Source organism: Brevibacillus fortis (genome assembly GCF_046196545.1).
GTDB lineage: Bacteria > Bacillota > Bacilli > Brevibacillales > Brevibacillaceae > Brevibacillus > Brevibacillus fortis_A.
Window position 1 is genome coordinate 25,001 of record NZ_CP176370.1, and the last position, 26,736, is coordinate 51,736.

Annotated in this window: 21 protein-coding genes, 1 tRNA gene, 1 rRNA gene and 1 other annotated feature (1 of these 24 running past the window's edge); of the genes, 20 read left to right on the top strand and 3 right to left on the bottom strand. The window is 46.7% G+C overall.

What is annotated here, in order from left to right; all coding sequences use genetic code 11:
• Positions 1-1,794, top strand: a 23S ribosomal RNA gene (locus ACKKE8_RS00200); it begins 1,135 nt to the left of the window's first position.
• A gap of 108 nt (positions 1,795-1,902) precedes the next feature.
• Here ACKKE8_RS00200 and ACKKE8_RS00205 read toward each other — a convergent pair.
• Positions 1,903-2,916: a YaaC family protein gene (locus ACKKE8_RS00205; RefSeq protein ID WP_409176484.1), complete on the bottom strand. Its 1,014-nt coding sequence runs from the start codon at positions 2,914-2,916 to the stop codon at positions 1,903-1,905.
• A 166-nt stretch (positions 2,917-3,082) separates the two neighbouring features.
• Here ACKKE8_RS00205 and guaB point away from each other — a divergent pair, with 166 nt between their 5' ends.
• The 15 genes from guaB to ACKKE8_RS00280 all read left to right on the top strand — a co-directional run bounded on the left by guaB (position 3,083) and on the right by ACKKE8_RS00280 (position 19,493).
• The gene (gene guaB, locus ACKKE8_RS00210) at positions 3,083-4,543 is read left to right on the top strand and encodes an IMP dehydrogenase (RefSeq protein WP_409176485.1); all 1,461 of its coding nucleotides are present in this window, start codon (positions 3,083-3,085) and stop codon (positions 4,541-4,543) included.
• Positions 4,544-4,731: 188 nt separating this feature from the next.
• Positions 4,732-6,048, top strand: a complete 1,317-nt coding sequence (locus ACKKE8_RS00215; protein ID WP_409176486.1) for a D-alanyl-D-alanine carboxypeptidase family protein — start codon at positions 4,732-4,734, stop codon at positions 6,046-6,048.
• Between the two features lie 105 nt (positions 6,049-6,153).
• Positions 6,154-7,038: a pyridoxal 5'-phosphate synthase lyase subunit PdxS gene (gene pdxS / locus ACKKE8_RS00220; protein ID WP_012683798.1), complete on the top strand. Its 885-nt coding sequence runs from the start codon at positions 6,154-6,156 to the stop codon at positions 7,036-7,038.
• Between the two features lie 10 nt (positions 7,039-7,048).
• Positions 7,049-7,624 carry a pyridoxal 5'-phosphate synthase glutaminase subunit PdxT gene (pdxT, locus tag ACKKE8_RS00225; RefSeq protein ID WP_409176487.1) on the top strand — a complete coding sequence of 192 codons (576 nt, stop codon included), beginning with the start codon at positions 7,049-7,051 and terminating at the stop codon, positions 7,622-7,624.
• A gap of 127 nt (positions 7,625-7,751) precedes the next feature.
• Positions 7,752-7,977: a binding site (T-box leader), on the top strand.
• A gap of 52 nt (positions 7,978-8,029) precedes the next feature.
• The gene (gene serS / locus ACKKE8_RS00230) at positions 8,030-9,310 is read left to right on the top strand and encodes a serine--tRNA ligase (RefSeq protein WP_409176488.1); all 1,281 of its coding nucleotides are present in this window, start codon (positions 8,030-8,032) and stop codon (positions 9,308-9,310) included.
• A 420-nt stretch (positions 9,311-9,730) separates the two neighbouring features.
• On the top strand, positions 9,731-11,338 hold the full coding sequence (aceB, locus tag ACKKE8_RS00235; RefSeq protein WP_409176489.1) for a malate synthase A: 1,608 nt from the start codon (positions 9,731-9,733) through the stop codon (positions 11,336-11,338).
• A 26-nt stretch (positions 11,339-11,364) separates the two neighbouring features.
• Positions 11,365-12,654, top strand: coding sequence for an isocitrate lyase (gene aceA / locus ACKKE8_RS00240; protein WP_409176490.1), 1,290 nt, complete (start codon positions 11,365-11,367; stop codon positions 12,652-12,654).
• Between the two features lie 191 nt (positions 12,655-12,845).
• On the top strand, positions 12,846-13,943 hold the full coding sequence (locus ACKKE8_RS00245) for an ABC transporter substrate-binding protein (protein ID WP_409176491.1): 1,098 nt from the start codon (positions 12,846-12,848) through the stop codon (positions 13,941-13,943).
• Entirely contained in the window at positions 13,933-14,742 is an 810-nt protein-coding gene (locus ACKKE8_RS00250; RefSeq protein ID WP_409176492.1) for an alkaline phosphatase family protein, read from the top strand. Before ACKKE8_RS00245 ends, ACKKE8_RS00250 begins: the two co-directional genes overlap by 11 nt.
• A 60-nt stretch (positions 14,743-14,802) precedes the next feature.
• Positions 14,803-15,648: an ABC transporter permease gene (locus tag ACKKE8_RS00255; protein ID WP_409176493.1), complete on the top strand. Its 846-nt coding sequence runs from the start codon at positions 14,803-14,805 to the stop codon at positions 15,646-15,648.
• Positions 15,645-16,433 (top strand): ABC transporter permease, encoded by a 789-nt coding sequence (locus ACKKE8_RS00260; RefSeq protein ID WP_409176494.1) that lies wholly within the window; start codon positions 15,645-15,647, stop codon positions 16,431-16,433. The genes ACKKE8_RS00255 and ACKKE8_RS00260 overlap by 4 nt, the downstream gene beginning before the upstream one ends.
• Positions 16,433-17,452, top strand: a complete 1,020-nt coding sequence (locus tag ACKKE8_RS00265; protein ID WP_409176495.1) for an ABC transporter ATP-binding protein — start codon at positions 16,433-16,435, stop codon at positions 17,450-17,452. Before ACKKE8_RS00260 ends, ACKKE8_RS00265 begins: the two co-directional genes overlap by 1 nt.
• Positions 17,436-18,236, top strand: a complete 801-nt coding sequence (locus ACKKE8_RS00270; protein ID WP_409176496.1) for a DeoR/GlpR family DNA-binding transcription regulator — start codon at positions 17,436-17,438, stop codon at positions 18,234-18,236. Before ACKKE8_RS00265 ends, ACKKE8_RS00270 begins: the two co-directional genes overlap by 17 nt.
• Positions 18,230-19,240: a histidinol phosphate phosphatase domain-containing protein gene (locus ACKKE8_RS00275; RefSeq protein WP_409176497.1), complete on the top strand. Its 1,011-nt coding sequence runs from the start codon at positions 18,230-18,232 to the stop codon at positions 19,238-19,240. Before ACKKE8_RS00270 ends, ACKKE8_RS00275 begins: the two co-directional genes overlap by 7 nt.
• Before the next feature lie 176 nt (positions 19,241-19,416).
• Positions 19,417-19,493: transfer RNA gene (locus ACKKE8_RS00280), tRNA-Arg, on the top strand.
• 346 nt (positions 19,494-19,839) lie between these two features.
• Here ACKKE8_RS00280 and ACKKE8_RS00285 read toward each other — a convergent pair.
• On the bottom strand, positions 19,840-21,117 hold the full coding sequence (locus ACKKE8_RS00285; RefSeq protein WP_409176498.1) for a hypothetical protein: 1,278 nt from the start codon (positions 21,115-21,117) through the stop codon (positions 19,840-19,842).
• Between the two features lie 1,038 nt (positions 21,118-22,155).
• Here ACKKE8_RS00285 and ACKKE8_RS00290 point away from each other — a divergent pair.
• Positions 22,156-22,686, top strand: a complete 531-nt coding sequence (locus ACKKE8_RS00290) for a hypothetical protein (RefSeq protein WP_409179050.1) — start codon at positions 22,156-22,158, stop codon at positions 22,684-22,686.
• Between the two features lie 39 nt (positions 22,687-22,725).
• Here ACKKE8_RS00290 and ACKKE8_RS00295 read toward each other — a convergent pair whose 3' ends face one another.
• Positions 22,726-23,151, bottom strand: coding sequence for a hypothetical protein (locus tag ACKKE8_RS00295; RefSeq protein ID WP_409176499.1), 426 nt, complete (start codon positions 23,149-23,151; stop codon positions 22,726-22,728).
• Between the two features lie 179 nt (positions 23,152-23,330).
• On the opposite strand from ACKKE8_RS00295, the gene ACKKE8_RS00300 reads away from it, so the two are divergent.
• The 3 genes from ACKKE8_RS00300 to ACKKE8_RS00310 all read left to right on the top strand — a co-directional run bounded on the left by ACKKE8_RS00300 (position 23,331) and on the right by ACKKE8_RS00310 (position 26,727).
• Entirely contained in the window at positions 23,331-24,905 is a 1,575-nt protein-coding gene (locus ACKKE8_RS00300) for a hypothetical protein (protein ID WP_409176500.1), read from the top strand.
• Between the two features lie 91 nt (positions 24,906-24,996).
• Positions 24,997-25,404: a RidA family protein gene (locus tag ACKKE8_RS00305; protein WP_409176501.1), complete on the top strand. Its 408-nt coding sequence runs from the start codon at positions 24,997-24,999 to the stop codon at positions 25,402-25,404.
• A 141-nt stretch (positions 25,405-25,545) separates the two neighbouring features.
• On the top strand, positions 25,546-26,727 hold the full coding sequence (locus tag ACKKE8_RS00310) for a NupC/NupG family nucleoside CNT transporter (protein ID WP_409176502.1): 1,182 nt from the start codon (positions 25,546-25,548) through the stop codon (positions 26,725-26,727).
• Positions 26,728-26,736 lie beyond the last annotated feature (9 nt).

The window sequence follows — 26,736 nt, forward strand, 5'->3', positions numbered from 1 at the left end:
GCGTAATAGCTCACTGGTCGAGTGACTCTGCGCGGAAAATGTAACGGGGCTAAACGTATCACCGAAGCTATGGCAGTCCTTACGGACTGGGTAGGGGAGCGTTCCAAGCAGCAGTGAAGCCGTACTGGAAAGAGCGGTGGAGCGCTTGGAAGTGAGAATGCCGGTGTAAGTAGCGAAAAGACAAGTGAGAATCTTGTCCACCGAAAGCCTAAGGTTTCCTGGGGAAGGCTCGTCCTCCCAGGGTTAGTCGGGACCTAAGCTGAGGCCGAAAGGCGTAGGCGATGGACAACAGGTTGATATTCCTGTACCACCTCTGTTCCGCTTGAGCAATGGCGTGACGCAGGAGGATAGGGTGAGCGGCCTACTGGATGGCCGTCCAAGCAGTGAGTGTGGTGTGTAGGCAAATCCGCACACCGTTAAGCATGAGCTGTGATGGCGAGGGAAATTTAAGTACCGAAGTCCCTGATTTCACACTGCCAAGAAAAGCGTCTAGCGAGGAACAAGGTGCCCGTACCGCAAACCGACACAGGTAGGCGAGGAGAGAATCCTAAGGTGCGCGGGATAACTCTTGCTAAGGAACTCGGCAAAATGGCCCCGTAACTTCGGGAGAAGGGGCGCCTCGGTAGGGTTAATAGCCCGAGGGGGCCGCAGTGAAAAGGCCCAAGCGACTGTTTAGCAAAAACACAGGTCTCTGCGAAGCCGCAAGGCGAAGTATAGGGGCTGACGCCTGCCCGGTGCTGGAAGGTTAAGGGGATGAGTTAGCGCAAGCGAAGCTTTGAACCGAAGCCCCAGTAAACGGCGGCCGTAACTATAACGGTCCTAAGGTAGCGAAATTCCTTGTCGGGTAAGTTCCGACCCGCACGAAAGGCGTAACGACTTGGGCGCTGTCTCGGCAAGAGACCCGGTGAAATCATAATACCTGTGAAGATGCAGGTTACCCGCGACAAGACGGAAAGACCCCATGGAGCTTTACTGTAGCCTGGTATTGGAACTTTGTGCATCATGTACAGGATAGGTGGGAAGCTGAGAAGCAGGGGCGCCAGCCTCTGTGGAGCTGTCGGTGGGATACCACCCTTGATGTACGGAGTTTCTAACTCGTCGCCCTTATCGGGCGAGAGGACCATGCCAGGTGGGCAGTTTGACTGGGGCGGTCGCCTCCTAAAAGGTAACGGAGGCGCCCAAAGGTTCCCTCAGAATGGTCGGAAATCATTCGTAGAGTGTAAAGGCAGAAGGGAGCTTGACTGCGAGACCTACAAGTCGAGCAGGGACGAAAGTCGGGCTTAGTGATCCGGTGGTTCCGCATGGAAGGGCCATCGCTCAACGGATAAAAGCTACCCTGGGGATAACAGGCTTATCTCCCCCAAGAGTCCACATCGACGGGGAGGTTTGGCACCTCGATGTCGGCTCATCGCATCCTGGGGCTGAAGTAGGTCCCAAGGGTTGGGCTGTTCGCCCATTAAAGCGGTACGCGAGCTGGGTTCAGAACGTCGTGAGACAGTTCGGTCCCTATCTGTCGCGGGCGTAGGAAGTTTGAGGAGAGCTGTCCTTAGTACGAGAGGACCGGGATGGACGCACCGCTGGTGCACCAGTTGTCACGCCAGTGGCACAGCTGGGTAGCTATGTGCGGACGGGATAAGCGCTGAAAGCATCTAAGCGTGAAGCCCCCTCCAAGATGAGACTTCCCACAGCGCAAGCTGGTAAGACCCCTCATAGACGATGAGGTTGATAGGTTCGGTGTGGAAGCGCGGTAACGCGTGGAGCTGACGAATACTAATCGGTCGAGGACTTATCCACACACTTAGCAATTGATCATGCAGATCCAGTTTTCAGGGAATAAAAGAAACCTTCTTGCTGATGATGGCAGGAAGGTTTTTTCGTGTATATAAAGCAGTGGCAGGAAAACTAATACAGATCCGACGGCAAAGAGGGAAGGGGCATCCGGTGATTTCGGTGAAAATGCCCTCGAATAACCGAGGGGAAAGTATCCATATGGTTATCCAAAAAATGTTCGACCAAATATCGCTCAACAAGTCCGTGAGACATCGATAGCTCTCCCCACCACTCCGTTTCATAGCGGCAAAGCATGCTGAGTAAATAAAGCAGCAAGTAATGACTTGCCCATTCGGGAAGAGGTAGAGAGGAAGCAGAACCATTCCAAAAGAAGAGGACGTTCTGATGCAAACGAAATAACGGGTGTTGATCCAGTTCAGACAGGGCACAATGAGGAAGGGTCAGTTCCTTTATGTTTTTGTTATTTACTGAGGCGAGTTTTTCCAAGTTACAAACAGATGGAGCAAGCCTACGAATGTATTGGGTGAAGGTCTCGGGTGAATAGGATAATGGCCCGTCCGTTTTTTCAGGAAAGGTAATGCGAACCGAATCATCCTGACTTATATGATCAAACTTTAGCGTTATCCAGTTACGTGGTTTATCCGTAGCAATTCCGTAACTATCGCTGACACTAGGGATGGATGAAAATAAGTCATGGACTGAATAGCGGTCTTGTAACGGCGCAAGCTGGAACGCGTGAGCTAATTGCGCAAAAAACCCTTCCTTTTGTGGACGAACCTCGTCCTCCATTAGCATATAGGCGTTTCGTTTAAGCTTTCGTGTCGTGACACCATGTTGAAGAACACGACTGTTTTGGGGATAATACGGATCACGAGTCAATAACATCGCCTTCAACAAGTGAGAGCATCCATAAAACAGAAGTAATGGCTGGATGGACAAGTCGGCAACAGCGGAAGTGGAATAAAAATGTCTAGCTTGTCTCCAGAGATACAGGAAACGCGAGCTTTGTTGAAAAGCTAGACGCTCGGCATGCTCAACACCTATGTCATGATAGCACGCAGCCAAATATTTACGTGCTGTTGGTTCTGTCTCAAAATAGCGTAATGTTTTCCAAGCGTTATCCATGATACCCACCTTTACCAATTTTCGTAATATGGTTAAGTTTCCCTAATTGTTTTTTGATTTATCTGTCTAATTGAATCTATAACCGAACGATATACTCATTTCTTGACAGTAAATTAAGCCGTTTGTTAAACTGTCTTAAACCATTCGCCGAGAGGAGCTTTCAACTGTGCGGGAAGACAAATTTGTTAAAGAGGGCTTAACGTTTGACGATGTATTGCTCATTCCAGCAAAATCTGAAGTTTTGCCAAGGGATGTTGATCTACGAGTACAATTGAGTGAGAATGTGAAGCTGAATATTCCTCTGATCAGTGCTGGTATGGACACCGTAACGGAGTCTGGACTTGCAATCGCCATGGCTCGCCAAGGTGGTATCGGGATTGTCCATAAAAACATGTCCATCGAGCAACAAGCAAGCGAAGTAGATCGTGTAAAACGCTCTGAAAGTGGCGTTATTACCAATCCATTCTCTTTGTCCCAAGAACATACTGTCGAAGAAGCGAATGCTCTCATGGGTAAATATCGTATCTCCGGTGTTCCGATTGTCGATGAGAATCAAAAACTGATCGGAATTCTCACCAACCGCGATCTGCGCTTTGTACATGACTTCTCCATCAAGATCAAAGAGGTTATGACCAAGGAAAACCTGGTGACGGCTCCTGTCGGTACTACTTTGCAACAGGCAGAATTGATTTTGCAACAACATAAGATCGAAAAGCTCCCGTTGGTGGATGAGAACAACACCCTGCGAGGACTCATTACGATTAAAGATATTGAAAAGGCAATTCAATACCCGAATGCAGCAAAAGATCCACAAGGTCGCTTGCTGTGTGGTGCTGCTGTTGGGGTATCTGCAGACACGTTTGAGCGTACAGCAGCACTTGTACAAGCTGGTGTGGACGTACTGGTGATCGATACGGCTCATGGGCATTCTAAAGGCGTAATTGAAACGGTAAGAGCAGTTCGCAAAGAATACCCAACGCTCACAATCGTCGCAGGAAACGTGGCAACTGGACAAGCTACTCGCGATCTGATCGAAGCTGGCGCATCTGTGGTGAAGGTGGGTATCGGTCCTGGTTCCATTTGTACAACTCGTGTCGTAGCAGGTATCGGTGTTCCTCAAATTACGGCGATCCACGATTGTGCACAAGTAGCGCGAGAGTACAATATTCCAATTATTGCCGACGGCGGCATTAAATACTCCGGTGATTTGCCAAAAGCAATTGGTGCAGGTGCTTCTGTGATCATGATCGGCAGTCTGTTCGCCGGTACAGAAGAAAGCCCGGGCGAATTCGAGATTTTCCAAGGTCGTCGTTTCAAGGTATATCGCGGAATGGGATCGATCGGCGCGATGAAAGCCGGCAGTAAGGATCGTTACTTCCAAGAGAACGCACAAAAGCTCGTGCCGGAAGGGATCGAAGGCCGGGTTCCTTACAAAGGCCCATTGGCGGATGTCACGTATCAGTTGATTGGTGGACTGCGTGCAGGTATGGGATACTGCGGAGCGAAGAGCATCGAAGATTTGATTCAAAACTCCCAGTTCGTTCGCATTACCGGCGCTGGCTTGCGTGAGAGCCACCCACACGATGTGCAAATTACAAAAGAATCACCTAACTACTCGATTTCCTAAGCGAAAAATAGTATGGAAGACCTACGTCCCCTTTCTTTTCAAAAGAGAGGGGATTTTTACTAGCTGCTAACATGTGGAAATAGGAGGAAACACGCTTTAGCCACCCTGCAACCTATGGTACACTTACAATTGTGTGCTTGTTTCATGCAAAAAATGAAATCGACAGAAATAGGAGAGTGAGAGATTACATGAAGCGAAAGACATGGACAAAGCGATTGACAGGTCTGTTCCTTTCTGTCGCTGTTTTTGCTACAGCAATGGGAGGAACGGTTTCAAAGGTAGAGGCTGCCCCTGTAGCATCTCAAGCGAATTTACAACTGGAAGCGAAGTCTGCCATTCTTGTTGAGGCATCGACGGGAAAGGTTCTCTATAGTAAAGATCCTGACGTAGCACTTCCGCCTGCGAGTATGAGTAAAATGATGAGCGAATATCTGGTCCATGATGCCATCAAGCAAAAGAAAATCAAATGGGATGATGTCGTCCCTGTAAGTGAATACGCATTTTATATCGCCAAAATTTCTGATTCGTCCGGCGTGTACTTGAATTTAGGCGAATCGTTTACAGTAAAACAATTGTATGAAGCGATGGTAATCGTATCTGCGAATGACGCTACTGTACTTTTGGCAGAGAAAATCGCAGGCAGTGAGCCAGCCTTTGTTGAATTGATGAACAAAAAGGCAGTAGAGCTTGGTATGAAAAATACCTCGTTTGTCACTTCTACTGGTTTGCCGGCCAATGAGTTGGGCCCATACTCTGTGAAGACCGATCAAACAGAAAACCTGATGTCTGCTCGTGATGCTGCGATCCTTGCCCGTGCTCTGATTCGCGATTTCCCTGATGCGTTGGAGACCTCCAAAAAACCAAACTTCTCTTTCCGCACAGGTACACCAAATGAGTGGAGCAAGAAAAACTATAACTGGATGCTACCTGGTCTGATCAGCTACTACCCAGGTGTAGATGGATTGAAAACAGGGCATACACTTGCCGCAGGCTACTGCTTTACAGGTACTGCTGTTCGCGACAACATGCGTCTGATTAGCGTCGTGATGAATACAGGCAGCAATACAAAACGTTTTGCTGAGACGAGAAAACTGTTTGACTACGGTTTTGGCAATTTCAAATTGACAAAGCAAATGGACAAGAATGTACCAGTCAAAGGCTTTGAAACAGCTTCTGTGAAAAACGGTGTAGAGGTAACTGTACCAGTTGTTACAGGCAGTGAAGTAAATATGATTACAAAAACCGGTACCGAAGCAAAATTCACACCAACGGTTACCTTCCAGGAGCTAACCGCACCGATTACGCAAGGACAAGTTGTCGGTAAGATCGTTTTGAAAGAAGAAGGTACGAAGGAAACGGATTACTTGCAGCCTGAAGATGCAACAAAAGCAGGTGTGGATATCGTAGCAGGTCAAGCAGTAGAAGAAGCCAGCTGGATTCGTCTGTTCTTCCGTAGCATCATCGAGTTTTTCAGCAATTTGTTTAGCAGTGGAACAGGAAATTAAATAACTGTTGTTTTCCCCTACATCTATCGTTTACAATGACGGTAACAGGAACCATAACACCACATAACAGTTTCGGTTCTGACTCATGATGTAGGGGGTAATGACATGGTACAAGTAGGAACATCCCGCGTTAAAAGAGGTATGGCTGAAATGCAAAAAGGCGGCGTTATTATGGACGTCGTAAATGCTGAACAAGCGAAAATTGCAGAAGCAGCGGGTGCTGTTGCTGTAATGGCTTTGGAGCGTGTACCGTCTGACATTCGTGCAGCTGGTGGAGTTGCGCGTATGGCGGACCTGAGCATTGTAGAGGAAGTACTGAATGCTGTTTCGATCCCTGTTATGGCAAAAGCTCGTATCGGTCATTTTGTTGAAGCGCGTGTTCTCGAGTCTCTGGGTGTAGATTATCTCGATGAGAGTGAAGTACTCACTCCGGCAGATGACTTGTACCATATCAATAAAAAAGAGTTCACGGTACCGTTTGTATGTGGCGCCCGTGATCTGGGTGAAGCTCTCCGCCGTATTGGGGAAGGTGCATCCATGATCCGCACAAAAGGTGAGCCTGGAACCGGAAACATTGTAGAGGCTGTTCGTCACATGCGTACGATGATGTCCCAAATCCGCAAAGTGCAAGCCATGTCCTACGATGAACTGATGGCGGAAGCCAAGAATCTGGGTGCCCCATACGAGCTGCTTGAAGAGGTGCACAAAACAGGTAAGCTGCCAGTTGTAAACTTCGCAGCAGGTGGAGTAGCAACACCAGCAGATGCTGCCCTGATGATGCAATTGGGCTCCGATGGCGTGTTTGTTGGCTCTGGTATCTTTAAATCAGAGAATCCAGAGAAGTTTGCTCGCGCGATTGTGGAAGCGACTACCCACTACACGGATTACGAACTGATTGCTCGCGTATCCAAAGGCTTGGGAACGGCAATGCCAGGAATCGAAATCTCCAAAATTCGTGAAGCTGATCGCATGCAAGAGCGCGGCTGGTAAGGTGAGTAGCATGAAAATCGGCGTACTCGCTCTACAAGGAGCTGTAGCAGAACATGTGCGACTGCTAGAAGAGGTTGGTGCCACAGCTGTCCCGGTCAAAAAAGTAGAAGAACTGGATGACCTCGACGGGCTGGTCATTCCCGGCGGAGAAAGCACCACGATTAGCAAGCTGATGCACAAGTACGGATTCATGGAGGCGGTTCAAGAGTTCGGTAAGGCGAAAAAGCCGATCTTTGGAACTTGCGCAGGAGCGATCCTTCTGGCAAAACAGATTCAAGGACAAGACGATTGCCATTTAGGGTTGATGGACATCAAAGTAGAGCGGAATGCTTTTGGTCGCCAAAAGGAGAGCTTTGAAGTCTTGATGCCTGTTGCGGGTGTGGCGGCAGATTACCCGGCAGTGTTCATCCGGGCACCGTATATCATGGAAGTGGGAGAGAACGGTCAAGTCTTGGCCAAGCACGAAGACAAGATTGTTGTCGCCCGAAACGGTCACTATTTGGCAGCAGCCTTTCACCCAGAATTGACGGAAGATACACGACTGCACAAATACTTCCTCGACATGGTCAAGGAATACAGAAGCTAGCTGTCATACCGGAAGATCGGCCGTTAAAAGGTGCCGATCTTCCTTTTTTATGTAAAGATCGAGGTGGGCTGCTCTTTACATACGTATAGAACCTGTAGTACAGTTAACAATAATAGTATTCATGAATGAGAATGCGATGATGAGAACAAGTACTTCACAAGAGCCAGGCCTAGAGAGTCGGTGGTAGGTGCAAACCGATCCGGTTATGTGAAGGAATCCATCTCGGAGTGGCAAAGGAACAACAACTTTGCCCGGAGCCGTCCCGTTATGACGGAAGAGTGGACATATGCATGAAGGGTTGCTGTATGTGTCAACGAGGGTGGCAACGCGGGTATACAACACTCGTCCCTTACCAGGGGACGGGTGTTTTTTGTTTTTTTCAATACGATTCGGAGGGATTTACACATGTTGGACGTAAAAGTATTACGCCAGGATTTGGAAGAGGTAAAACGCCGTTTGGCTCACCGCAATGAAGATATTTCTGCGTTGGATCAATTCGTAGAAATAGATGAAAAGCGTCGCCAAGTCATCCAAGAAGCAGAAGCGCTGAAAAATAAGCGTAACACAGTATCCGAGCAAGTAGCGGTTATGAAACGCAATAAGGAAAATGCAGACCATCTGATCGCCGAAATGAAAGAAGTAAATGAGCGCATCAAGGCTTTGGATGAAGAGCTGCGCCAACTGGATGAACAGCTGGAATTCATTTTGCTGAGCCTCCCGAACCTGCCGCATGAGAGCACGCCGATCGGTACGACAGAAGACGATAACGTGATTGCCTGGACATGGGGAGAGGCACGTGCATTTGACTTCGAGATTAAGCCTCACTGGGAGCTGGCTAGCCAAGCAGGCATCCTCGATTTTGAAACGGCGGCAAAAGTAACAGGAAGCCGTTTTGTTTTCTATAAAGGCTTGGGCGCACGTCTGGAGCGCGCACTGATGAACTTCATGATGGATCTGCATTCGAATGAGCATGGCTATGAAGAAGTGATTCCACCGTATATCGTCAACCGCACGAGCATGACGGGAACGGGTCAATTGCCTAAGTTCGAAGAGGATGCATTCAAAATCGAGGGACCAGATTACTTCCTGATTCCAACTGCCGAGGTGCCTGTCACCAATATGCATCGTGACGAAATCATGGATGGAGCAGATCTCCCTCGCTACTACACTGCTTTCAGCGCATGTTTCCGTTCGGAAGCGGGTTCTGCTGGCCGTGATACACGTGGGTTGATTCGTCAGCATCAATTCAACAAAGTTGAGCTGGTGAAATTCGTGAAACCAGAAGAGTCTTATGACGAGCTCGACAAGCTGGTGAAAAACGCTGAGAAGGTGCTTCAACTGCTTGGACTGCCGTACCGTGTCCTGAGCATGTGCACAGGCGATCTAGGATTTACGGCTGCGAAGAAATTCGACCTGGAAGTTTGGATTCCAAGCGGCGGCACATACCGTGAAATCTCGTCTTGCTCGAACTTTGAAGATTTCCAAGCGCGCCGTGCCAATATCCGTTTCCGTCGCGATACGAAATCGAAGCCGGAATTTGTGCATACATTGAATGGCTCTGGTTTGGCGATTGGACGTACAGTAGCAGCGATCTTGGAGAACTACCAAGAGGCAGATGGAGCCATCGTGATTCCAGAAGTTCTTCGTCCGTACATGGGCGGAGTAGACAAGATCGCACCGAAGTAATAAGCGAGAGATTAGGAAAGCAGCTCTTAATCCATAACGGGTCAAGGGCTGTTTTATATTGTGTACTAATACAGGTGGAATTTTTCAAAAAACGTGTTGCACTGTATCAATCTGTGTTATATAATAAAAACAAATTTTAAGAATATTGTTTTAATACAGAAACGGAGGAATGGAGAATGGACTGCTATCGGTGTGAAGGAAACGGAGAACAAAATTGCCCAAAATGTGGAGGCGTTGGTCATGATGCCAACGGAGCGGCTTGCCACAATTGCTTGGGAGATGGGCATGTATGCTGCAGCCATTGCAGTGGCAGCGGGTATCAGGAGTAAGGACATTTTTTTTGCTCCTACTGTTATATAATAAAAAACATTTTATCGATCTGTATCATAATAACTTTGAAGTGAGGGAGGAGGAGCTGTTTTGACTACCGTACCAACGAATCCATATCCGCTGGAGGTGCAGATTTCCGGTGAGATGCACCCCGGTTATCAAGATATCCTGACACCAGAAGCGATTCAATTCGTGATGAAGCTGGAACAAAGGTTTGGCGACAGACGACAACAATTGTTGGCTAAACGCGTGGAGCGTCAATTGCAGATCGATGCAGGTCAACTGCCCGATTTTCTACAGGAAACAGCGGATATTCGCAAAGGAGATTGGACTGTTGCTCCATTGCCCAAAGATTTGCAAGACAGACGGGTGGAGATTACGGGACCTTCGGGTGATCGGAAAATGGTCATCAATGCACTGAACTCGGGTGCTCGGCTTTTCATGGCTGATTTTGAGGACGCGAACTCACCGACCTGGGAGAACACCATCCAAGGCCAAATCAACATGAAGGATGCGGTACGCCGCAATATCTCTTACATCAGTCCGGAAGGCAAATCATACTCCCTCAATGAGAAGACAGCGGTTTTGATCGTGCGTCCGCGTGGCTGGCATCTTGATGAAAAACACATCCGACTCGACCAGAAACCGATCTCCGGCAGCCTGCTTGACTTCGGACTTTACTTTTACCACAACGTAGATGCTCTTATCGCGAATCAAACAGGACCGTATTTCTACTTACCGAAACTGGAGAACCATCTGGAGGCTCGCCTGTGGAACGACGTCTTCCTTTTCGCGCAGGATGAATTAAATATCCCACGCGGTACGATTCGCGCGACAGTACTGATCGAGACGATTCTCGCAGCTTTTGAGATGGATGAGATTCTGTACGAGCTGCGCGAGCATAGTGCAGGACTGAATTGCGGACGTTGGGACTACATTTTCAGCTATATCAAAAAGCTGCGGAATCAGCCTGATGTAATTACACCGGATCGTGCTCAAGTAACCATGACAGTTCCGTTCATGAAAGCATACACCACGCTGGCCGTGAAGACTTGCCATAAACGGATGGCTCCTTGCATTGGCGGAATGGCTGCACAAATTCCGGTGAAAAATGACCCGGTACAAAATGCAGAAGCCATCGCCAAAGTCCGCGCTGACAAAGAGCGGGAAGCGTACGATGGACATGATGGGACTTGGGTTGCTCACCCTGGGCTAGTGCCGGTAGCCATGGAAGTGTTCGATCGCTTGATGAGAGAGCCGAACCAAATCTGGTACAAACGTGAAGATGTAGACGTATCTGCTAGTCACCTGCTGGCAGTCCCAGAGGGCACGATTACAGAAGCGGGTGTCCGTACGAACATAAGCGTCAGCTTGCAGTACATCGAGGCTTGGTTACGAGGCTCTGGGGCTGTCCCGATCAACAACCTGATGGAGGATGCGGCTACAGCAGAAATTTCGCGGGCACAAGTCTGGCAATGGATGCGTCATCGTCACGGAGTCGTGCAGGATGGTAGGAAGGTGACGGAAGGCTTGGTAAAGCAGTGGCTGAGTGAGGAGCTGCAAGCGATCAAGCAAGCAATTGGCCAAGAGAGGTACGACAACAGCAAGTATCCGATTGCTGGTGATCTGTTCTTGCAATTGGTAACGACAGAAGATTTCGAAGACTTCTTAACTGTACCGGGTTATCGCTATTTGTAAAAATAAAAAGAGTGGGGGAAATGAAAATGACAAAAGTAAACAAGCAAGAAGCGATTCAACAGGTGGAGCAAAGCTGGAAAGGCGAGCGTTTTCAAGGAATTACACGTCCGTATACGGCAGAAGATGTCATTCGTTTGCGCGGTTCTGTACAAATCGAACATACACTGGCTCGTCTGGGAGCAGAGCGTCTGTGGAGTCTGTTGCATACCGAGCACCATATTAAAGCGTTGGGGGCTTTGACCGGGAATCAAGCGATTCAGCAGGTAAAGGCAGGATTAAAAGCGATTTATTTGAGTGGCTGGCAGGTAGCGGCCGATGCCAATCTGTCTGGTCAGATGTATCCTGATCAAAGCCTCTACCCGGCAAACAGTGTTCCCCAAGTCGTAAAAAGAATTAATCAGGCATTCCAACGGGCTGATCAGATCGATCAATCAGAAGGTGGTACCGACACGCATTGGTTTGCTCCGATCGTAGCAGATGCAGAAGCGGGCTTTGGTGGGCCACTGAACGTCTTCGAATTGATGAAGGGTATGATTGAAGCAGGTGCAGCAGGGGTGCATTTTGAGGACCAGTTGGCTTCCGAGAAAAAATGCGGCCATATGGGTGGGAAGGTTCTGATTCCGACGCAAGCAGCCGTCCGTAACCTGATTTCGGCACGATTTGCAGCAGATGTGATGGGGGTTCCAACGATTATCGTGGCACGTACCGATGCCAATGGCGCTTTCCTGATCACCAGCGACATCGACGAGCAGGATAAACCATTCCTGACGGGTGAACGAACAGCAGAAGGCTTCTTCCGTCTACGCGGCGGATTGGATGCAGCGATTGCCCGTGGACTGGCGTACGCTCCTTACGCTGATTTGATCTGGTGCGAGACTTCTGAGCCGAATTTGGAGGAAGCACGCCGTTTTGCAGAAGCGATCCATGCCAAATATCCGGGCAAGCTGTTAGCCTACAATTGCTCTCCTTCTTTCAACTGGAAAAAGAAGCTGGATGAACAGACCATCGCTCGCTTCCAGGAAGAGATCGGCGAGATGGGCTACAAGTTCCAATTTGTCACGCTCGCTGGCTTCCACTCCCTGAATTACAGCATGTTTGAACTGGCGCGCGGCTATCGTGACCGCGGAATGGCTGCCTACTCTGAATTGCAGCAGGCGGAGTTTGCCAGCGAAGTACATGGCTATACGGCAACTCGTCATCAGCGTGAAGTGGGTACCGGGTATTTCGATGAGATTGCGCAGGTTATCTCCGGCGGCAATTCCTCTACGACTGCGCTCAGCGGGTCGACGGAAGAGGAGCAATTTGCTCATAATTAAATAGGAAAAGCGAAGGAATAGGTGGTTCTCTGGTATTCAGAGGGCCACTTTTTGCGTTCACTTCTATTTTTCATAGAGTCTTAATAGCTTTTTAACAACGCATTTATATCAGTTTCATTTTGTTTGTTTACGATTAGCTTAGGAAAAACAAAGAAATCAAACACAAATAAAAACGAAAAGGGGCCTTAAAGATGAGAGGGAACCAGTTAAGCTGGAAACGAACCGTTGTTATCATGACATCCGTTTTTCTGCTTGCGGGATGTGCCACCGAGACGAAATCAGGCACTTCTCTGGATACGTCGCAATTGACCCTGGATCAAATCGTGGAAAAAGCGAAGCAGGAGGGAGAAGTCAACTCCGTGGGTATGCCGGACACGTGGGCAAACTGGGGAGAGACTTGGGGCAATCTCGCAAAGGAATACGGCTTGAAGCATACGGACACGGACATGTCGAGCGCAGAAGAATTGGCTAAGTTTGAAGCAGAAAAAGAAGACGCCACAGCAGATATCGGCGACGTAGGCATCGCTTTTGGACCGTTAGCCAAGCAAAAAGGGCTGACGCTGCCTTACAAAACCTCTTACTGGAACGACATTCCCGACTGGGCAAAAGATGATGAAGGACATTGGTTGCTGGGCTATACCGGAACACTGGCCTTTATCACTGACAAGACAAAGGTGCAAAATCCCCCCAAGACCTGGGCAGATTTGAAAAACGGCAGCTTCAAGATCGCGATCGGCGATGTCATGAAAGCGAATCAGGCGCAGTTTGCCGTACTGGCCGCGGCCTATGCTAATGGGGGAGATGAGAAGAACATTCAGCCCGGCATAGACTTTTTCGCTGAGTTGGCAAAAAACAAGCGGCTCAGTACGAGCGATCCGAGCCTTGCCAATCTAGAAAAGGGTGAGGTCGAAGTCGCTATCTTGTGGGACTTCAACGCGCTCGGGTACCGGGACAAAATCGACAAAAACCGCTTTGATGTCCTCATCCCGGAGGAAGCATCAGTCAGCAGCGGGTACGCAACTGTTATTAACAAGTACGCCAAGCACCCGCACGCTGCCATGCTGGCTCGTGAATACATTCTCTCCGACGCCGGACAGTCCAATCTGGCTCGTGGCTATGCACGACCGATTCGGGCTAACGCCAAGCTGGATGAATCCGCTAAAGCCATGCTGCTCCCTGATGAAATGTATAAAAACGCACGTCCGGTGGGCGATTTGACTGCTTGGGAAGAGACGGCTAAAAAATTGCCGCAGCTATGGCAAGAGCAGGTGTTAATCCATGTGCGCTAGCAAGCTCGTCATGATTGTGCTCGACGGATTGAGATTTGACACAGCCGTCTCGCACATGGGGTACCTGCATCACCTGGTCGAGTACGGCATCGCGGCCCGCTTTCAGGTACGATCGGAATTGCCCAGTCTCTCTCGCCCTTTGTACGAGGTTCTTTTAACGGGAACCCCTGTGTGGAAGAACGGCATTTCCAGCAATCAGGCGGTTAGGCTTTCGCACCAGGAGAGTCTCTTTCACCTGACGCAGAAAAACGGAATGTCCAACGCTGCTGCCGCTTATTGCTGGGTAAGCGAGCTTTATAACAAGGCCCCATTCAATCCGTTTCACGACCGAATCCAACTGAACACCGACAAGCCGATACAAAACGGGATGTTCTACTGGGAAGATCACTATCCGGATACACACTTGTTTGCTGACGCCAACTTTTTGTTGAATGGATACAATCCGGATTTTCTTTACGTCCACTCCATGAATATCGATGATGACGGACATAAGTATACGGCCGATTCCGCGCGATATCGAAATCGCGTGCTAGCGGCAGATTCGATACTGGCAAATGTGCTTCCTGCGTGGATCGATGCGGGTTATCAAATCATCGTAACAGCCGATCATGGGATGACAGCCGATGGAAATCATGGCGGCACTTCTAGCGCTGACCGGGACGTCCCCCTGTTTGTCATCAGCAACCTGATATCTCCGGGTATTCGCGAGGAGGCAATTCCGCAATTGCAGGTGGCTCCGCTTGCCTGCCATTTGCTCGGTATCTCCCCCTCGAAAGAGATGCAGCCATTGAACGTATGAGGGCTGAGTAAGACGTCTCCCTAAGGGGGCGTCTTTTCCTCTAAGAAAGGAGCTTTTGCGATGAAACGATTTGTCAGTATGCTTTGGGTCACGACGATTCCGTTCTTTGCAATGATCGCTCTGTTTCTCCTCGTCCCATTGCTTTCCATGATTGGAGGGAGCTTTCAGGCCGAGGGGGACGGCGGTTTTACCATCAGTCACTATCGTGAGATCATTTCAAATCCGTATTACTTGCAGGCTTTTGAGAACAGCGTGCTCATCTCGTTCCTGTCTGCTCTCATTGGAATCGTCGTTGCTGTTTTCGCTGCCTATGCGATTACCCGTTTTCCGCAATCTCTGCAACAGCGAGTGCTTGTCATTACCAATCTAACCTCCAATTTTGCGGGGATTCCGCTCGCTTTTGCCTTCATTGTCCTGTTGGGAAACAGTGGATTGTTTGTTTTGCTCGCGAAGCAACTGGGGATTGATTTTGGTCAATCCTTTACTCTGTATTCGTGGAGCGGCTTGACGCTTGTTTATATTTATTTTCAACTGCCCCTGGCGGTAATGCTGTTGTATCCCCTGTACAACGCCGTTCAGAAACAATGGATGGAAGCGGCCGAGCTGCTTGGGGCCAGTCCCTGGAAGTTTTGGCTGAAAATCGGTTTTCCGGTACTGCTTCCAGGCATCGTCGGCACATTTAGCATTCTGTTTGCCAACGCAATGGGTGCCTACGCTTCTGCTTACGCGCTCACCGGGAGCAACTATAATCTGGTGCCCATTCGGATTGGTGCACTTGTCTCCGGAGATATTTTTGCAAGACCCGAGCTGGGTAGCGCTCTCGCTGTACTGCTCGGCCTGACGCTTGCCGCCGCCCTGCTCGTGAATGAGTGGCTGACGCGGAAGATTCGGAGGGATTTGTCTTGAAGCGGATCAGTTTGCCATCCTTGTCGTTTGCGTTGGTCATGCTGTATTTGTTTTTGCCAGTCGCTGCTACCATCCTTTACTCACTGGCAACCGAGTGGAACAGTACGGTTTTGCCGGAAGGACTCACAGGAAAATGGTTCGCGGAGCTGTATGCTGATCCCCGATTCTTGCAGGCATTCGGGCGTTCTTTTCTGCTCAGCTTTCTGACGACTGTCGTTGCCGTCGTTATTATTGTTCCTGCTGTATTTTCCATTATCGTCTACGCTCCCCGGATGGAGAGGCTGGTTCAGATTTTGGTGATGCTGAGCTATGCCGTTCCGGGTGTCATTATGGCGGTCGGATTGATCCGTACTTATTCAGGAAACGGAATTCCAATGGTCATCATCACAGCTGGGGCGTATTTGGTCGGATTGCTTCCGTATCTTTATCAGGGAACGCGCAACAGCCTGCTTGCCATGCAGGCACGTTCGTTGATGGAGGCAGCCGAGCTATTGGGTGCGAGCCACTGGCAGGCGTTCGTACGGATAATCGTTCCGAATATCATGTCTGGAATTTTCGTCTCCTCACTCTTGTCGTTTTCCATTTTGTTCGGTGAATTCGTATTGATTAACATCCTGGTGGGAGGAAGATACGAAACACTACAGATGTATCTATACGCCAAGCTATCGTCAAGTGGGCATGTCGCCAGCGCGATTACCGTCACTTATTTTGTCCTGATGGCTATCATCACTGGCCTGGTTGTAAAATTCACGCGCCGAAGCTTCGCACGCAAGGAGGTTCCCTGATGAGCTACGTCCAAATCGAACACTTGTCCAAAACCTTTCACGGTCAACACGTGTTGCAGCAACTCGATCTTGCGATTGAAAAAGGCGAGCTGGTAACTTTGCTTGGCCCTAGCGGGTGTGGCAAAAGTACGCTGTTACGCATCCTCAGTGGTTTGACGGCTCCTGATACGGGCATGATCTACATTGACGGCAAAGATGTGACGGACATGTCGCCAAAAAACAGGCAGATCGGCATGGTGTTCCAATCGTATGCGCTCTTTCCCAATCTTACGGTCAGTCAAAACATTGCCTTTGGCCTGGAAATGAACAAAATCTCGAAAACGGAGATTCGGGTGCGTGTTCAGGAAATGATTGAGCTGGTGGGATTGGTGGGAAAGGAGCAGGCCTACCCACGTGAATTGTCTGGTGGCCAGCAGCAGCGTGTGGCACTCGCTCGTTCTCTGGTCACCCGGCCAAAAGTGCTTTTGCTCGATGAGCCGCTTAGTGCGCTTGATGCCCAGATTCGAAAAAATTTGCAAAAGCAGCTACGCACGATCCAACGAGAGTTAAACATGACGACTGTGCTGGTTACGCATGATCAGGAAGAAGCTATGGCTGTCAGTGACCGCATCTATATCATGAATGGTGGACGAATCGTTCAGCACGGCAGTCCTCAAGAGATTTACACGCAACCTCGCTCCGAATTTGTCGCTCGCTTTATTGGCAATTACAACGTGCTGACTGCCGAGCAGCTTAGCCAAATCGCGCCTCATTTGTCTCATCCGGCAGTTGAACGTTTCGCAATCCGTCCCGAGACGTTTCGCGAACAACCCTTGACCGGGGAGGACATCTGTTTGACCGGGAATATCGCTCAAGTAACCATGCTCGGTAACATTACCCGTTACGAGCTGAACATTGGCGATGTTCCTGTACTGGTGGACACTCTTCACCTGTCCTTCGAGCAGGAACAGATAGGCACAACAAAAACATTGTATGTAGGTCCCAAGGATGTGATTCCGCTTTATGACACTATTGCCTGAAGAACGACAGCAAGTGATTCTGGACGAATTAAACCGCCACGGTAAAATTCAGGTGATGAGTCTGGCAAAAATCCTGGCTGTAACACCGGAGACTATACGACGTGATCTGGACCAATTGGAACAGCAGCGTTTGTTAAAACGAGTGTACGGAGGAGCTATCCCTTATCATTTGGCAAAGCGTGAGCCGCACTTTGAAAAGAAACAGGCGATCCAACAGATGGCAAAAACAAAAATCGGGCAAATCGCGGCAGAACTTTTGTCTGACGGGGATACCATCGCGCTCGATGTCGGGACGACAACATTGGAATTGGCACGTGCTATCAAAGGCCTCAATCAATTAACGATTGTCACGAATTCGCTCCCCGCCGCTTCTTTACTAAACGAGCTGTTGGAAGCCAATCAATTCAACGGTCAGGTCATTATGCTGGGGGGGCTGACCCATCCGGCCCAACAATCGGTTGCGGGGGCGTTTACCTGCGAGCTGCTCTCTCGTTTTCATTTTGATAAAGCTTTTATTTCTTGTGGAGGAATTACGGCTGATGGCTTCACCGACTATGATATGGAGGAGACTCTTTGCTCGACCATGATGGTACAGCGGGCAGAGCAAGTATATGTATTGGGAGACACATCCAAGATCGACCAAACGCAATTTTTTCGTATTTGCGGCTGGCAGGATGTCAGCGCGGTTGTTTGTGACCAGCCGATGCCGGATGAATGGCTTTCGTCTGGCATTCAAACTACCTGGATAAGCGAACATCCGGGAAGGAGAGACTTCACATGCTGATCGACTATCATCTTCATCTGGAAGAAGGGCCTTTTTCATTGCGTTGGCTCGACCGTACCAATGCGGCCCTCGACCACTTTTATCCGCTGACTGAATCTCGACATACCCGCGCCTGGCTGCTGGACAGTCTTGCGCGATTAAATAACCGCATGTCTCTTGGGGCATATGACCCGTCCTGGATCGATTTGTATTTGCGTGAAGCGTTAAGCAAAGGCTTGAAGGAAGTGGGGATTGTCGATCATTTATACCGCTTTCGTGAAGCCCGTCCCTACTTTGAACGTTATATGGAGCTGGGTGACACCGAATTAGGTCGCTTGCAGCGCACTTGGCTTGATCAAGTATGCACCGAGAGCCTCAGCGACTTTTGTGTCGCCATTGAGGCAGCAAAACAGCGTTGGTCGGCAAGCGGTGTAGAGCTGCGGCTGGGGATCGAAGCTGATTACTTTATCGGCGGGGAAGCAGAATTGGAAAGCTTGCTCTCAGGCGCATCGTGGGATTATGTGATCGGTTCTGTTCATTTTTTGCAAGGCTGGGGCTTTGACAATCCCGAGACTCGCCATTTGTTTGAGCAACATGACCTGAAACAGTTATACGCAGACTTTTTCCACACGGTTGAGTCCATGATCAGGAGCAACTTGTTTGATTTTGTTGCCCATCTGGACAATCTGAAGGTGTTCTCCTATCGCCCAGAGGAATCGGAGCTTGTCCCCTATTACCACCGGATTGCAATTGCTTTGAAAGAAACGGATACAGCGACCGAAATCAATGCGGGCCTGTACTACCGCTATCCCGTTAAGGAAATGTGCCCCAGTCCCGCTTTTCTCGACGTTTTGGTGGCGCATGGTGTTCCGCTGACACTCTCGTCCGACGCGCACTTTCCCGACGATATTGGGAGATACGTGGCAGAGAATCTGGAAATCCTTCGTTCAATGGGAGTAACGGAGATTGCCACTTTTTCCGGTCGTCAACGGATCTTGAAACCAATTCATAATGCTTTACTGTGAAAAGCAGCATGTTTTGGGCAAAATATTATTTGAGATGCAAAAAACCTTGGAATGGAATGCCAAGGTTTTTTTGTTATCTTCACATCCGACTTGTATTTGCCGAAAAATGGATATGCACATATAATAAGAAAGTAGGTGAGGCGACAGAAAAAGTCTCTTTGCCACAACCCATACTTGTCCCCGTAGCTCAGCAGGATAGAGCAACGGTTTCCTAAACTGTAGGTCGGAGGTTCGAATCCTCTCGGGGACGCCATAAAAAGCAAAAAACCTTGATATATCGAGGTTTTTTGCTTTTTATGGATGTTGTGTTGTTGGAAGGCTGTGACTTGCTCTCGCAAAAAGATAATTTATAGTATGTTTCGGAGGAATATTCAACATAGAATATTAATTCTACTAATAGAATTAGGATTCAACTTTCTTATTAATACATGAAAATAATACTCCATATAAGGTGAAAAATGGAAATCATTACAACTACTTTCCTAGATGGATATTTATCTGAAAAGTTTGAAGCCCTCCATCGGAACAATCCGGGGAGGGCAATAACATGTGAGTCAAATTGTAAAAAGAAACTACACCAACATAGTAATTAAGGCATATTAGTAATTGTAACTAATAGAAATAGATTGGTCTGCATCTGTTTCAACGTCAATACCTGCATAAAAATTAACTTTATGGCTGATATCCAGTTTAGTGTAGCTACCTGTAGCAGCCCATGCAGTCACGAATTCATAGTCATCTGATGATTCTAATTGACTTCCAGTAACCTTCCATTTTGCATAATCATTAGATTTATTCAAAGTGAGATCCATGTCTGGTTCTGTGTCAATTTCATATTCGAAACCAATGCTATAAGGGTAACCTAAACTTACTTTATACGGGTTACTGGAGGTATCATTTGGTTCAGCATCATCTAATTCGTCACTATCAAATACCAGATCATGTCTGATAGTAAACTCTTCTGCATCCCAAAGCCATTCATATGTTTCAATAGTGCTTGTATCTTTTACATAGAAATAGTCATATTCTTTATCGTCTTCATCGGTAACTTTGTACAGTTTCCATTGCGAATTAATTTCTCCGGCTTTTTTTGTTATATAGTAAGCGGAGGCAATAATATCGTAATCACTATCTACAATTCGGCTCGATCGAGTAGAAAATTCGGAGTCACTCTTTTCAATAATTTTATTTTCGTGCTGCAAGATTTCTGAGAGATAAATTTCATCTTCAATTTCAATTTTACCCTCATCATCATAGCTGTTTATATCTGAAATAAAGACTTTATAAGGGGTATCTTCATCTAATGTGTAACCTATAATTTCATGTTTCTCGGAATCCTTATTCTTATCAGTACCATCTTTCTTTTTCTTTTCTTTTTTCTCATCCTCTTCATTAAAGAAAGCAAGCTCGATTGTTTCTTGGGAATCTCCACTTTCTATTTTTGTTTGAGTATACAATTTGTCAATACCTAGCAGATCGCAGTATTCTTTTATAGTAAGTCCGCCAAATAAATACACTTTCTTACCATTTTGAAGTTCTTCTTGTAATGCCTTCTGTAGCTCTTTGTTTTTTTCTACATCTTTAAAATTATATGCAATAGAATTGTACTCTGATAAATCCACTTTATCCTCTGGATTTATCGATTTTACTTGGATTTTTTTATCTTCCAGAGTCTTTTTGACACTTTTCAGAGAGTCGTGTTTTAGATTTAATTCCTTTTCTGAATTTTCAGAATTCATTTCGGATGAAAACAGCAACTCTTTAGATGATTTTGCAAAAGCACTCTGAAATGAAAAATTTGGTAACACTACAGCAGATACTAAAATACCAGCCAAAACGAAGCTAGTAACAGATGATTTAGTATTTTTTTTGGACATTTTAACACCCCCCCCTTTTTATGGTATATAATTTACCATACAGAATAAGTGTGTACAACCAAAAAAAGGAAAATTCACAAAAAAGTAAAGGTGTGATCATTATGTCATTTAATAATGTACAGTCTTGGATAATTACTGTTTGTTTCGTGGTAATAGCGTTTAGTTCAGCTTATATAGCAATCAGAATAGATAAGATCATTGAGCGCTTGGCAACTATTGCTGAATTTATTAGTATTACAGGAGGTAGTTAAGTTGACGGAAGAATTAAACTTTGACGATAAGGATAGTCAGTGGATTGAATAGAGATATCATTGTTATAACTTGAAACAATATAGATTACAGCCGCCGCGTTACGAATAGAAAGGCGGGCTTATTTGTTTGCAGTTCTGTTTAGGGCACTTGTTGGAGGAACATAAGATGTTGGGACAAAGACCAAACAACAATAGGTATTATTTATGACCTTGATTAGACTTCGGTACACGGTAATGAACAAAATGTAACTTTTGTGGTTGAGAGTTCGATGGATAAATTGAGCACACAGGCATTTGTGAGCGCTGTGAATAAACAGATTGGCTATGAGGACATCACAAATCAGAGAACTTACGAAGTTTAAACTTGATATCATAAGGTTTTTCAGGAGCGGATAGTTCGCCACGGAGAGGATAAGGCGCATTTCTTATAATTCCTAAACTGTAGGTCGGAGGTTCGAATCCTCTCGGGGGACGCCATCGAAGAAAAAGCCTTGGTGGATCAAGGTCAGACTGTTGATAAACCGACACTCTGAAATTCTCGGATTGGGCTAAAAATTTTTGACCTTCTAGAATTGCTTCTAAGACGTTTTACGAGGGCGGGGAAGACATATTTGCCCCCCTAAAATGGCACTAAAAGTCCCCTTTTTTGCGAAAGGGGATTTTCTCTACACTCTGGCCTTGGTGTATCAAGGTTTTTTATTTTTTTTGTTGAGACGTGTAGCATGCTTGAAATGTATAACGTATATCAAATGACGAACGAAATAAGGGGGGATTTTTTTTGAGAAAAGTGATTGTAGGATGTATGGCTATGGTCTTGGCGGTTTACTTAAGCGGATGCAGCTCAGATGCGGTCGTACAAAATCAGACTGCCGCGCCACCTGCAAAAGAAGTAACGAACACTGGCACAGAACCGAAACAATCGCTAGACAGCTCTACAACCTATAACCAAATCGCAAGCTATATGGAAGAAGAGAGCAAGAAAGCTTTCTCCCCCTACTATGAGCTTGTAGAGTTTACCGTATCAGATTATGAAGAGAAGACAGTTGACGGGAAAGTAGAAGCGACATTCGGGTATCAGGTGAAATACAAAAACTTTGAGAAAGACCCTGACACCGTGGACTACATCAAAGCCGCAAAAGAAAAGAACGATCCCAACTACCAACAGCTGTATGATGAATATCTGCAGCCCAAGGAAATGAGCTTTCATTTGAAGGCCGTAGTTGAAGATGCGGACTCCATAACTCTTTACACCAATGTGAGTCCAAAAGGAATCCAATGGGAAAAGGCAGTTATGTCTGATTTCATCCTGAAGAAATAGGATACTTATTAAGATTGTAGGCCGCGCAGTCACGCGGTCTTATTCATTTTTCTCGCACCAGTACTCGTACTCATTGTCGATCCAATCTTTGATATGATCGTAATTCTCCCAAGTATCTTCCACGTGATACACACTTGGCTCACAATCAAACGCTTCGAGGTAATGATAGCGATACTCCCCAGTATCGAAATCGAAGTAAAACATCGTGAACTGGTTTCCTTCTTCATTTAGCATGTCTTTAGCAAATACTCCACCCGACTTCTCATAAACTTCAGGGCCAGTAATCTTCCTTTGTTTAAAATCAGCGATTAGGTTTTCGAAACTCTTTTGAAAATCTTCGCTAACCATATCATTTTCAATCAACCAGCCAATGAAGAAGCCTGTATGTACATATGCCTGTTTTTGAGGAAGATCCTCCTCAAAGTTTTCGTAATGATATTTCGCTTTATCGTATACCGTTGCCACAAGCAAATCCTCTCTTTCTATTTTCTAAAAATTATACAGGATAGATTTAACGGTAAAAAGCCACAAGAGGATGAAGAAGGAAGGCTAGGAATTTTGTAGCATTTCCATGATGCGAGGTGGTAGTATTTAACTGTTATATAGAGAGAACCATTGGTTGGTTCATTGAGGGGTCATATTTCATGCGTAAACTGCTTGCCTATTTTCTTAGCGCTGTAATGATTAGTCTAGTAATCCTTCCTATAGAGCCTGCGTCATCTAGAGGGTCAAGTTCATCTAGCTCCAGTAGTTCAGGCAGAAGCTCAGGTTCGTCTAGTACCAGCTCATATTCGTCCGGCAAAAGTTCAGGCTCGTCTAGTACCAGCTCATATTCGTCGGGCAGAAGATCAGGGTCATCGAGAACAGGCTCTTCCTCTTCCAGTAAAAGCTCAAGCTCCACGATAAAAAGCTCAAAACCGTCAAGCGGTTTCAAATCATCCAAGCCGGTTAAAATCAAAAAGCATGACGATGACGATGATGATGAAGAAAACGTGGAAGAAGATTCAAGCCAAGAAGAGGAGACGAGCGAAGAAGCCGCTGCGGAAGAGGAAAGAATCAAGCGGTCCGAACTCTTAATCCAGATCGATAGCGGTATTGGACCATACCATTTACAACCGAATCAATATTATCAAACGACCATTTGGGGTGACCCAACTCATAATGGTTCCCTATACTTTACCGTACATAATAACGGACAATTAGAAGAGGTAGATGAGAGTGAGATAAATGGGGCAACAGTATTTAACATCCCATACAATTTCGATCCAACACCATTTGAAAAAGAGTTTTATCTTCATAGCCTGCCAACCAATCAAATCTATGTGGCACCCTTTCAATATCAGGATATTTACATGTTTTTAGACCCGGATGGTATCATTCAATGGCTCCCTAAATATGAAGCCTTAGAGAAAAACCTCCCCATCATAGAAGCAGAAGAGGTACTGCTGTCAGAGCAAACACTGGAAATGCACAGCAACGAAATGGCCTTGTATAATTTCCCGAAAAACAAAGTCTATCGGAAGAATATCAATAAGATTCCGAGGTATTTTCTGTTCAATAATGAAGAAAATGTTCAGTTAGTTGGGAAAAAGGAAAGCAAGAACTATGAAGTTTTGGAATATGACCAAATGATTGATCCGACTTCTCCTGATCTTTTGAACGAGATCAAAGAAAAAATCCAGGATTCAGGTGTCCCGACAGGATACATATACCAGATGACAGTGAACAATACCCCGCGGAATTTTATCTATTATGGAAGCGGTTCGGTTGGGTTTGTAAAGAACCTGTCGTCTGTTAAAGAAAAATATAAGGTTCGTGATTTTGAACAGGTTGTCCAAAAGATGCGGGAAGAAAAAAAGGAGGAAGAGAAAAGGCAATCGATCTGGAAGCTGTATTTGATTACAGCGGGTTCGATTATGCTCGGTATTTTCCCTTTATCCTATTGGTATATGACCAGAAAAAGAAAGAAGAAGAAGCAACCCCCTAGCAAGATCATGAAGAAAAATACCAACCATACGGTAAAGAAAAAGAATGTAAAGCCAGAAAGAACACCGATTCAACAACCCCTACCCAAAAAGAGAGAAATAAGAGTAGAAGAAAAAAAGAAGTATGACGGCGGACTGTTTCAGCAATTAGAAGCCGCAAACAAAAAAGAACAGCCAAAAAGCTCTGGAAGTGCGCTGTTTGATCAATTTAATTCCTCAAACAAAAAACAGTAAAAAGCAAAACCCGTCCTCAGCCTAGCTGGGGACGGGATCAGGTATGATAGAATGGTTTACCAACAAATGTGAATCGGAGGGAGCATGGCAGATGCAAAATGATAAGCGAGTCAAATTCATTAACCCTGAAACAATGCCACCTACGTTTGGCTACACCCATGCGGTGGAGGTTCGGAACGCACGGACGATTTATGTATCGGGTCAGGTGGCTCTCAACCGGGAGGGCCAAGTGGTCGGCACAGGCGATTTAGCCGTACAAACAAAACAAGTTTTCGAAAATATTCGATTCGCTTTAGAAGCGGCAGGAACCAGCTTTGATCATGTAGTGAAATTGACTTTTTTCGTGACCGACATCTCCAAGATGCATATTGTCCGTGAGATTCGAGATCAGTACGTGAATACAGAAACCCCGCCAGCGAGCTCTGCCGTTGAAGTGAGCAAGCTCATCAGGGACGAGCTGTTGATTGAGATTGAGGCCATCGCCGTTGCAGATATATAGTTGTCTCATCCCCCTTCTGTTCGATTATTCATCGTTCAGGAGGGTTTTTTTGTGCTCTTTTGGGAAGATTATGGAGCGAGATAAGCGGATCGGCAATGGAACGGTGTCGGCTCTAAATCTTTTGCTATTGGAGTTGGTCGCATGAATTATATCATCGCAGGTATAGGTTTAATTACGGTATTTTTGCTTGCTTGGCTGGCAAGTAGTGATAAAAAGCACATTCGGTATCGTCCTATCCTCATCATGATTCTGATTCAGATCGTGTTTGGCTTGCTGCTGTTGCGAACCAGTATTGGACTCATTTTAATATCAGGCATTGCCAGCAGTTTTTCCGTACTCCTGGATTATGCTTACGAGGGGATTAATTTTGTTTTCGGTGGCATTGCGAATCCGGGTGCGTCGCCATTTTTCTTACAAGTTTTGCTGCCCATTGTGTTCGTATCCGCATTGATAGGCATTCTGCAGTACACCAGAATTCTCCCTTTATTTATTCATTATGTAGGACTCGTATTGAGTAAAGTGAATGGCATGGGAAAATTGGAGTCATATAATGCGATTGCTTCGGCGATCGTCGGGCAGTCTGAAGTGTTTATTACCGTGAAAAAACAGCTCGGTGCCATACCCGAAAACAGGCTGTACACGCTGTGCGCCTCTGCGATGTCCACCGTGTCTATGTCGATCGTTGGTTCCTTCATGACCATGCTCAAACCGGAGTATGTGGTAGCTGCGTTGGTACTCAACTTATTTGGTGGTTTTATTATTGCTTCCATTATTAATCCGTATAAAGTGAAGTCGGAAGATGACTTGCTCGATCAAGAAAAAGAAGAGAAACAGGCTTTCTTTGAAATGCTTGGGGAGTACATTCTGGATGGATTTAAAGTAGCCGTGGTCGTTGCCGCGATGTTGCTCGGATTTATTGCACTCATTGCGATGGTGAACGGGTTATTCAGTGCGTTATTCGGTATCTCGTTCCAAGCGTTGTTAGGGTATGTCTTTGCTCCGCTCGCTTTTCTTATGGGGGTTCCTTGGCACGAAGCCGTACAAGCAGGAAGTATCATGGCCACCAAAATAGTGGCGAACGAGTTTGTCGCCATCCTCGATTTTACGAAGATTCAAGGTCAGTTGAGCGAAAGAACGGTCGCGATCGTGTCTGTGTTTTTGATTTCGTTTGCGAACTTTGGCTCCATCGGGACAATTGTTGGCGCGGTAAAAGGCTTGAATGAAAGGCAAGGAAATGTCGTCGCCCGGTTTGGACTGAGGCTGTTGTATGGGGCAACACTCGTCAGCATTTTGTCAGGAATTATCATCAGCATCGTGGTGTGAAGGGGACCC

What these genes read in the sequence shown, in the direction of transcription:
- ACKKE8_RS00205 (WP_409176484.1), bottom strand. Translation starts at nt 2,916, where the DNA reads ATGGATAACGCTTGGAAAACATTACGCTATTTTGAGACAGAACCAACA.
- ACKKE8_RS00215 (WP_409176486.1), top strand. Translation starts at nt 4,732, where the DNA reads ATGAAGCGAAAGACATGGACAAAGCGATTGACAGGTCTGTTCCTTTCT.
- pdxS (WP_012683798.1), top strand. Translation starts at nt 6,154, where the DNA reads ATGGTACAAGTAGGAACATCCCGCGTTAAAAGAGGTATGGCTGAAATG.
- pdxT (WP_409176487.1), top strand. Translation starts at nt 7,049, where the DNA reads ATGAAAATCGGCGTACTCGCTCTACAAGGAGCTGTAGCAGAACATGTG.
- serS (WP_409176488.1), top strand. Translation starts at nt 8,030, where the DNA reads ATGTTGGACGTAAAAGTATTACGCCAGGATTTGGAAGAGGTAAAACGC.
- aceA (WP_409176490.1), top strand. Translation starts at nt 11,365, where the DNA reads ATGACAAAAGTAAACAAGCAAGAAGCGATTCAACAGGTGGAGCAAAGC.
- ACKKE8_RS00245 (WP_409176491.1), top strand. Translation starts at nt 12,846, where the DNA reads ATGAGAGGGAACCAGTTAAGCTGGAAACGAACCGTTGTTATCATGACA.
- ACKKE8_RS00250 (WP_409176492.1), top strand. Translation starts at nt 13,933, where the DNA reads ATGTGCGCTAGCAAGCTCGTCATGATTGTGCTCGACGGATTGAGATTT.
- ACKKE8_RS00255 (WP_409176493.1), top strand. Translation starts at nt 14,803, where the DNA reads ATGAAACGATTTGTCAGTATGCTTTGGGTCACGACGATTCCGTTCTTT.
- ACKKE8_RS00265 (WP_409176495.1), top strand. Translation starts at nt 16,433, where the DNA reads ATGAGCTACGTCCAAATCGAACACTTGTCCAAAACCTTTCACGGTCAA.
- ACKKE8_RS00270 (WP_409176496.1), top strand. Translation starts at nt 17,436, where the DNA reads ATGACACTATTGCCTGAAGAACGACAGCAAGTGATTCTGGACGAATTA.
- ACKKE8_RS00275 (WP_409176497.1), top strand. Translation starts at nt 18,230, where the DNA reads ATGCTGATCGACTATCATCTTCATCTGGAAGAAGGGCCTTTTTCATTG.
- ACKKE8_RS00285 (WP_409176498.1), bottom strand. Translation starts at nt 21,117, where the DNA reads ATGTCCAAAAAAAATACTAAATCATCTGTTACTAGCTTCGTTTTGGCT.
- ACKKE8_RS00300 (WP_409176500.1), top strand. Translation starts at nt 23,331, where the DNA reads ATGCGTAAACTGCTTGCCTATTTTCTTAGCGCTGTAATGATTAGTCTA.
- ACKKE8_RS00305 (WP_409176501.1), top strand. Translation starts at nt 24,997, where the DNA reads ATGCAAAATGATAAGCGAGTCAAATTCATTAACCCTGAAACAATGCCA.
- ACKKE8_RS00310 (WP_409176502.1), top strand. Translation starts at nt 25,546, where the DNA reads ATGAATTATATCATCGCAGGTATAGGTTTAATTACGGTATTTTTGCTT.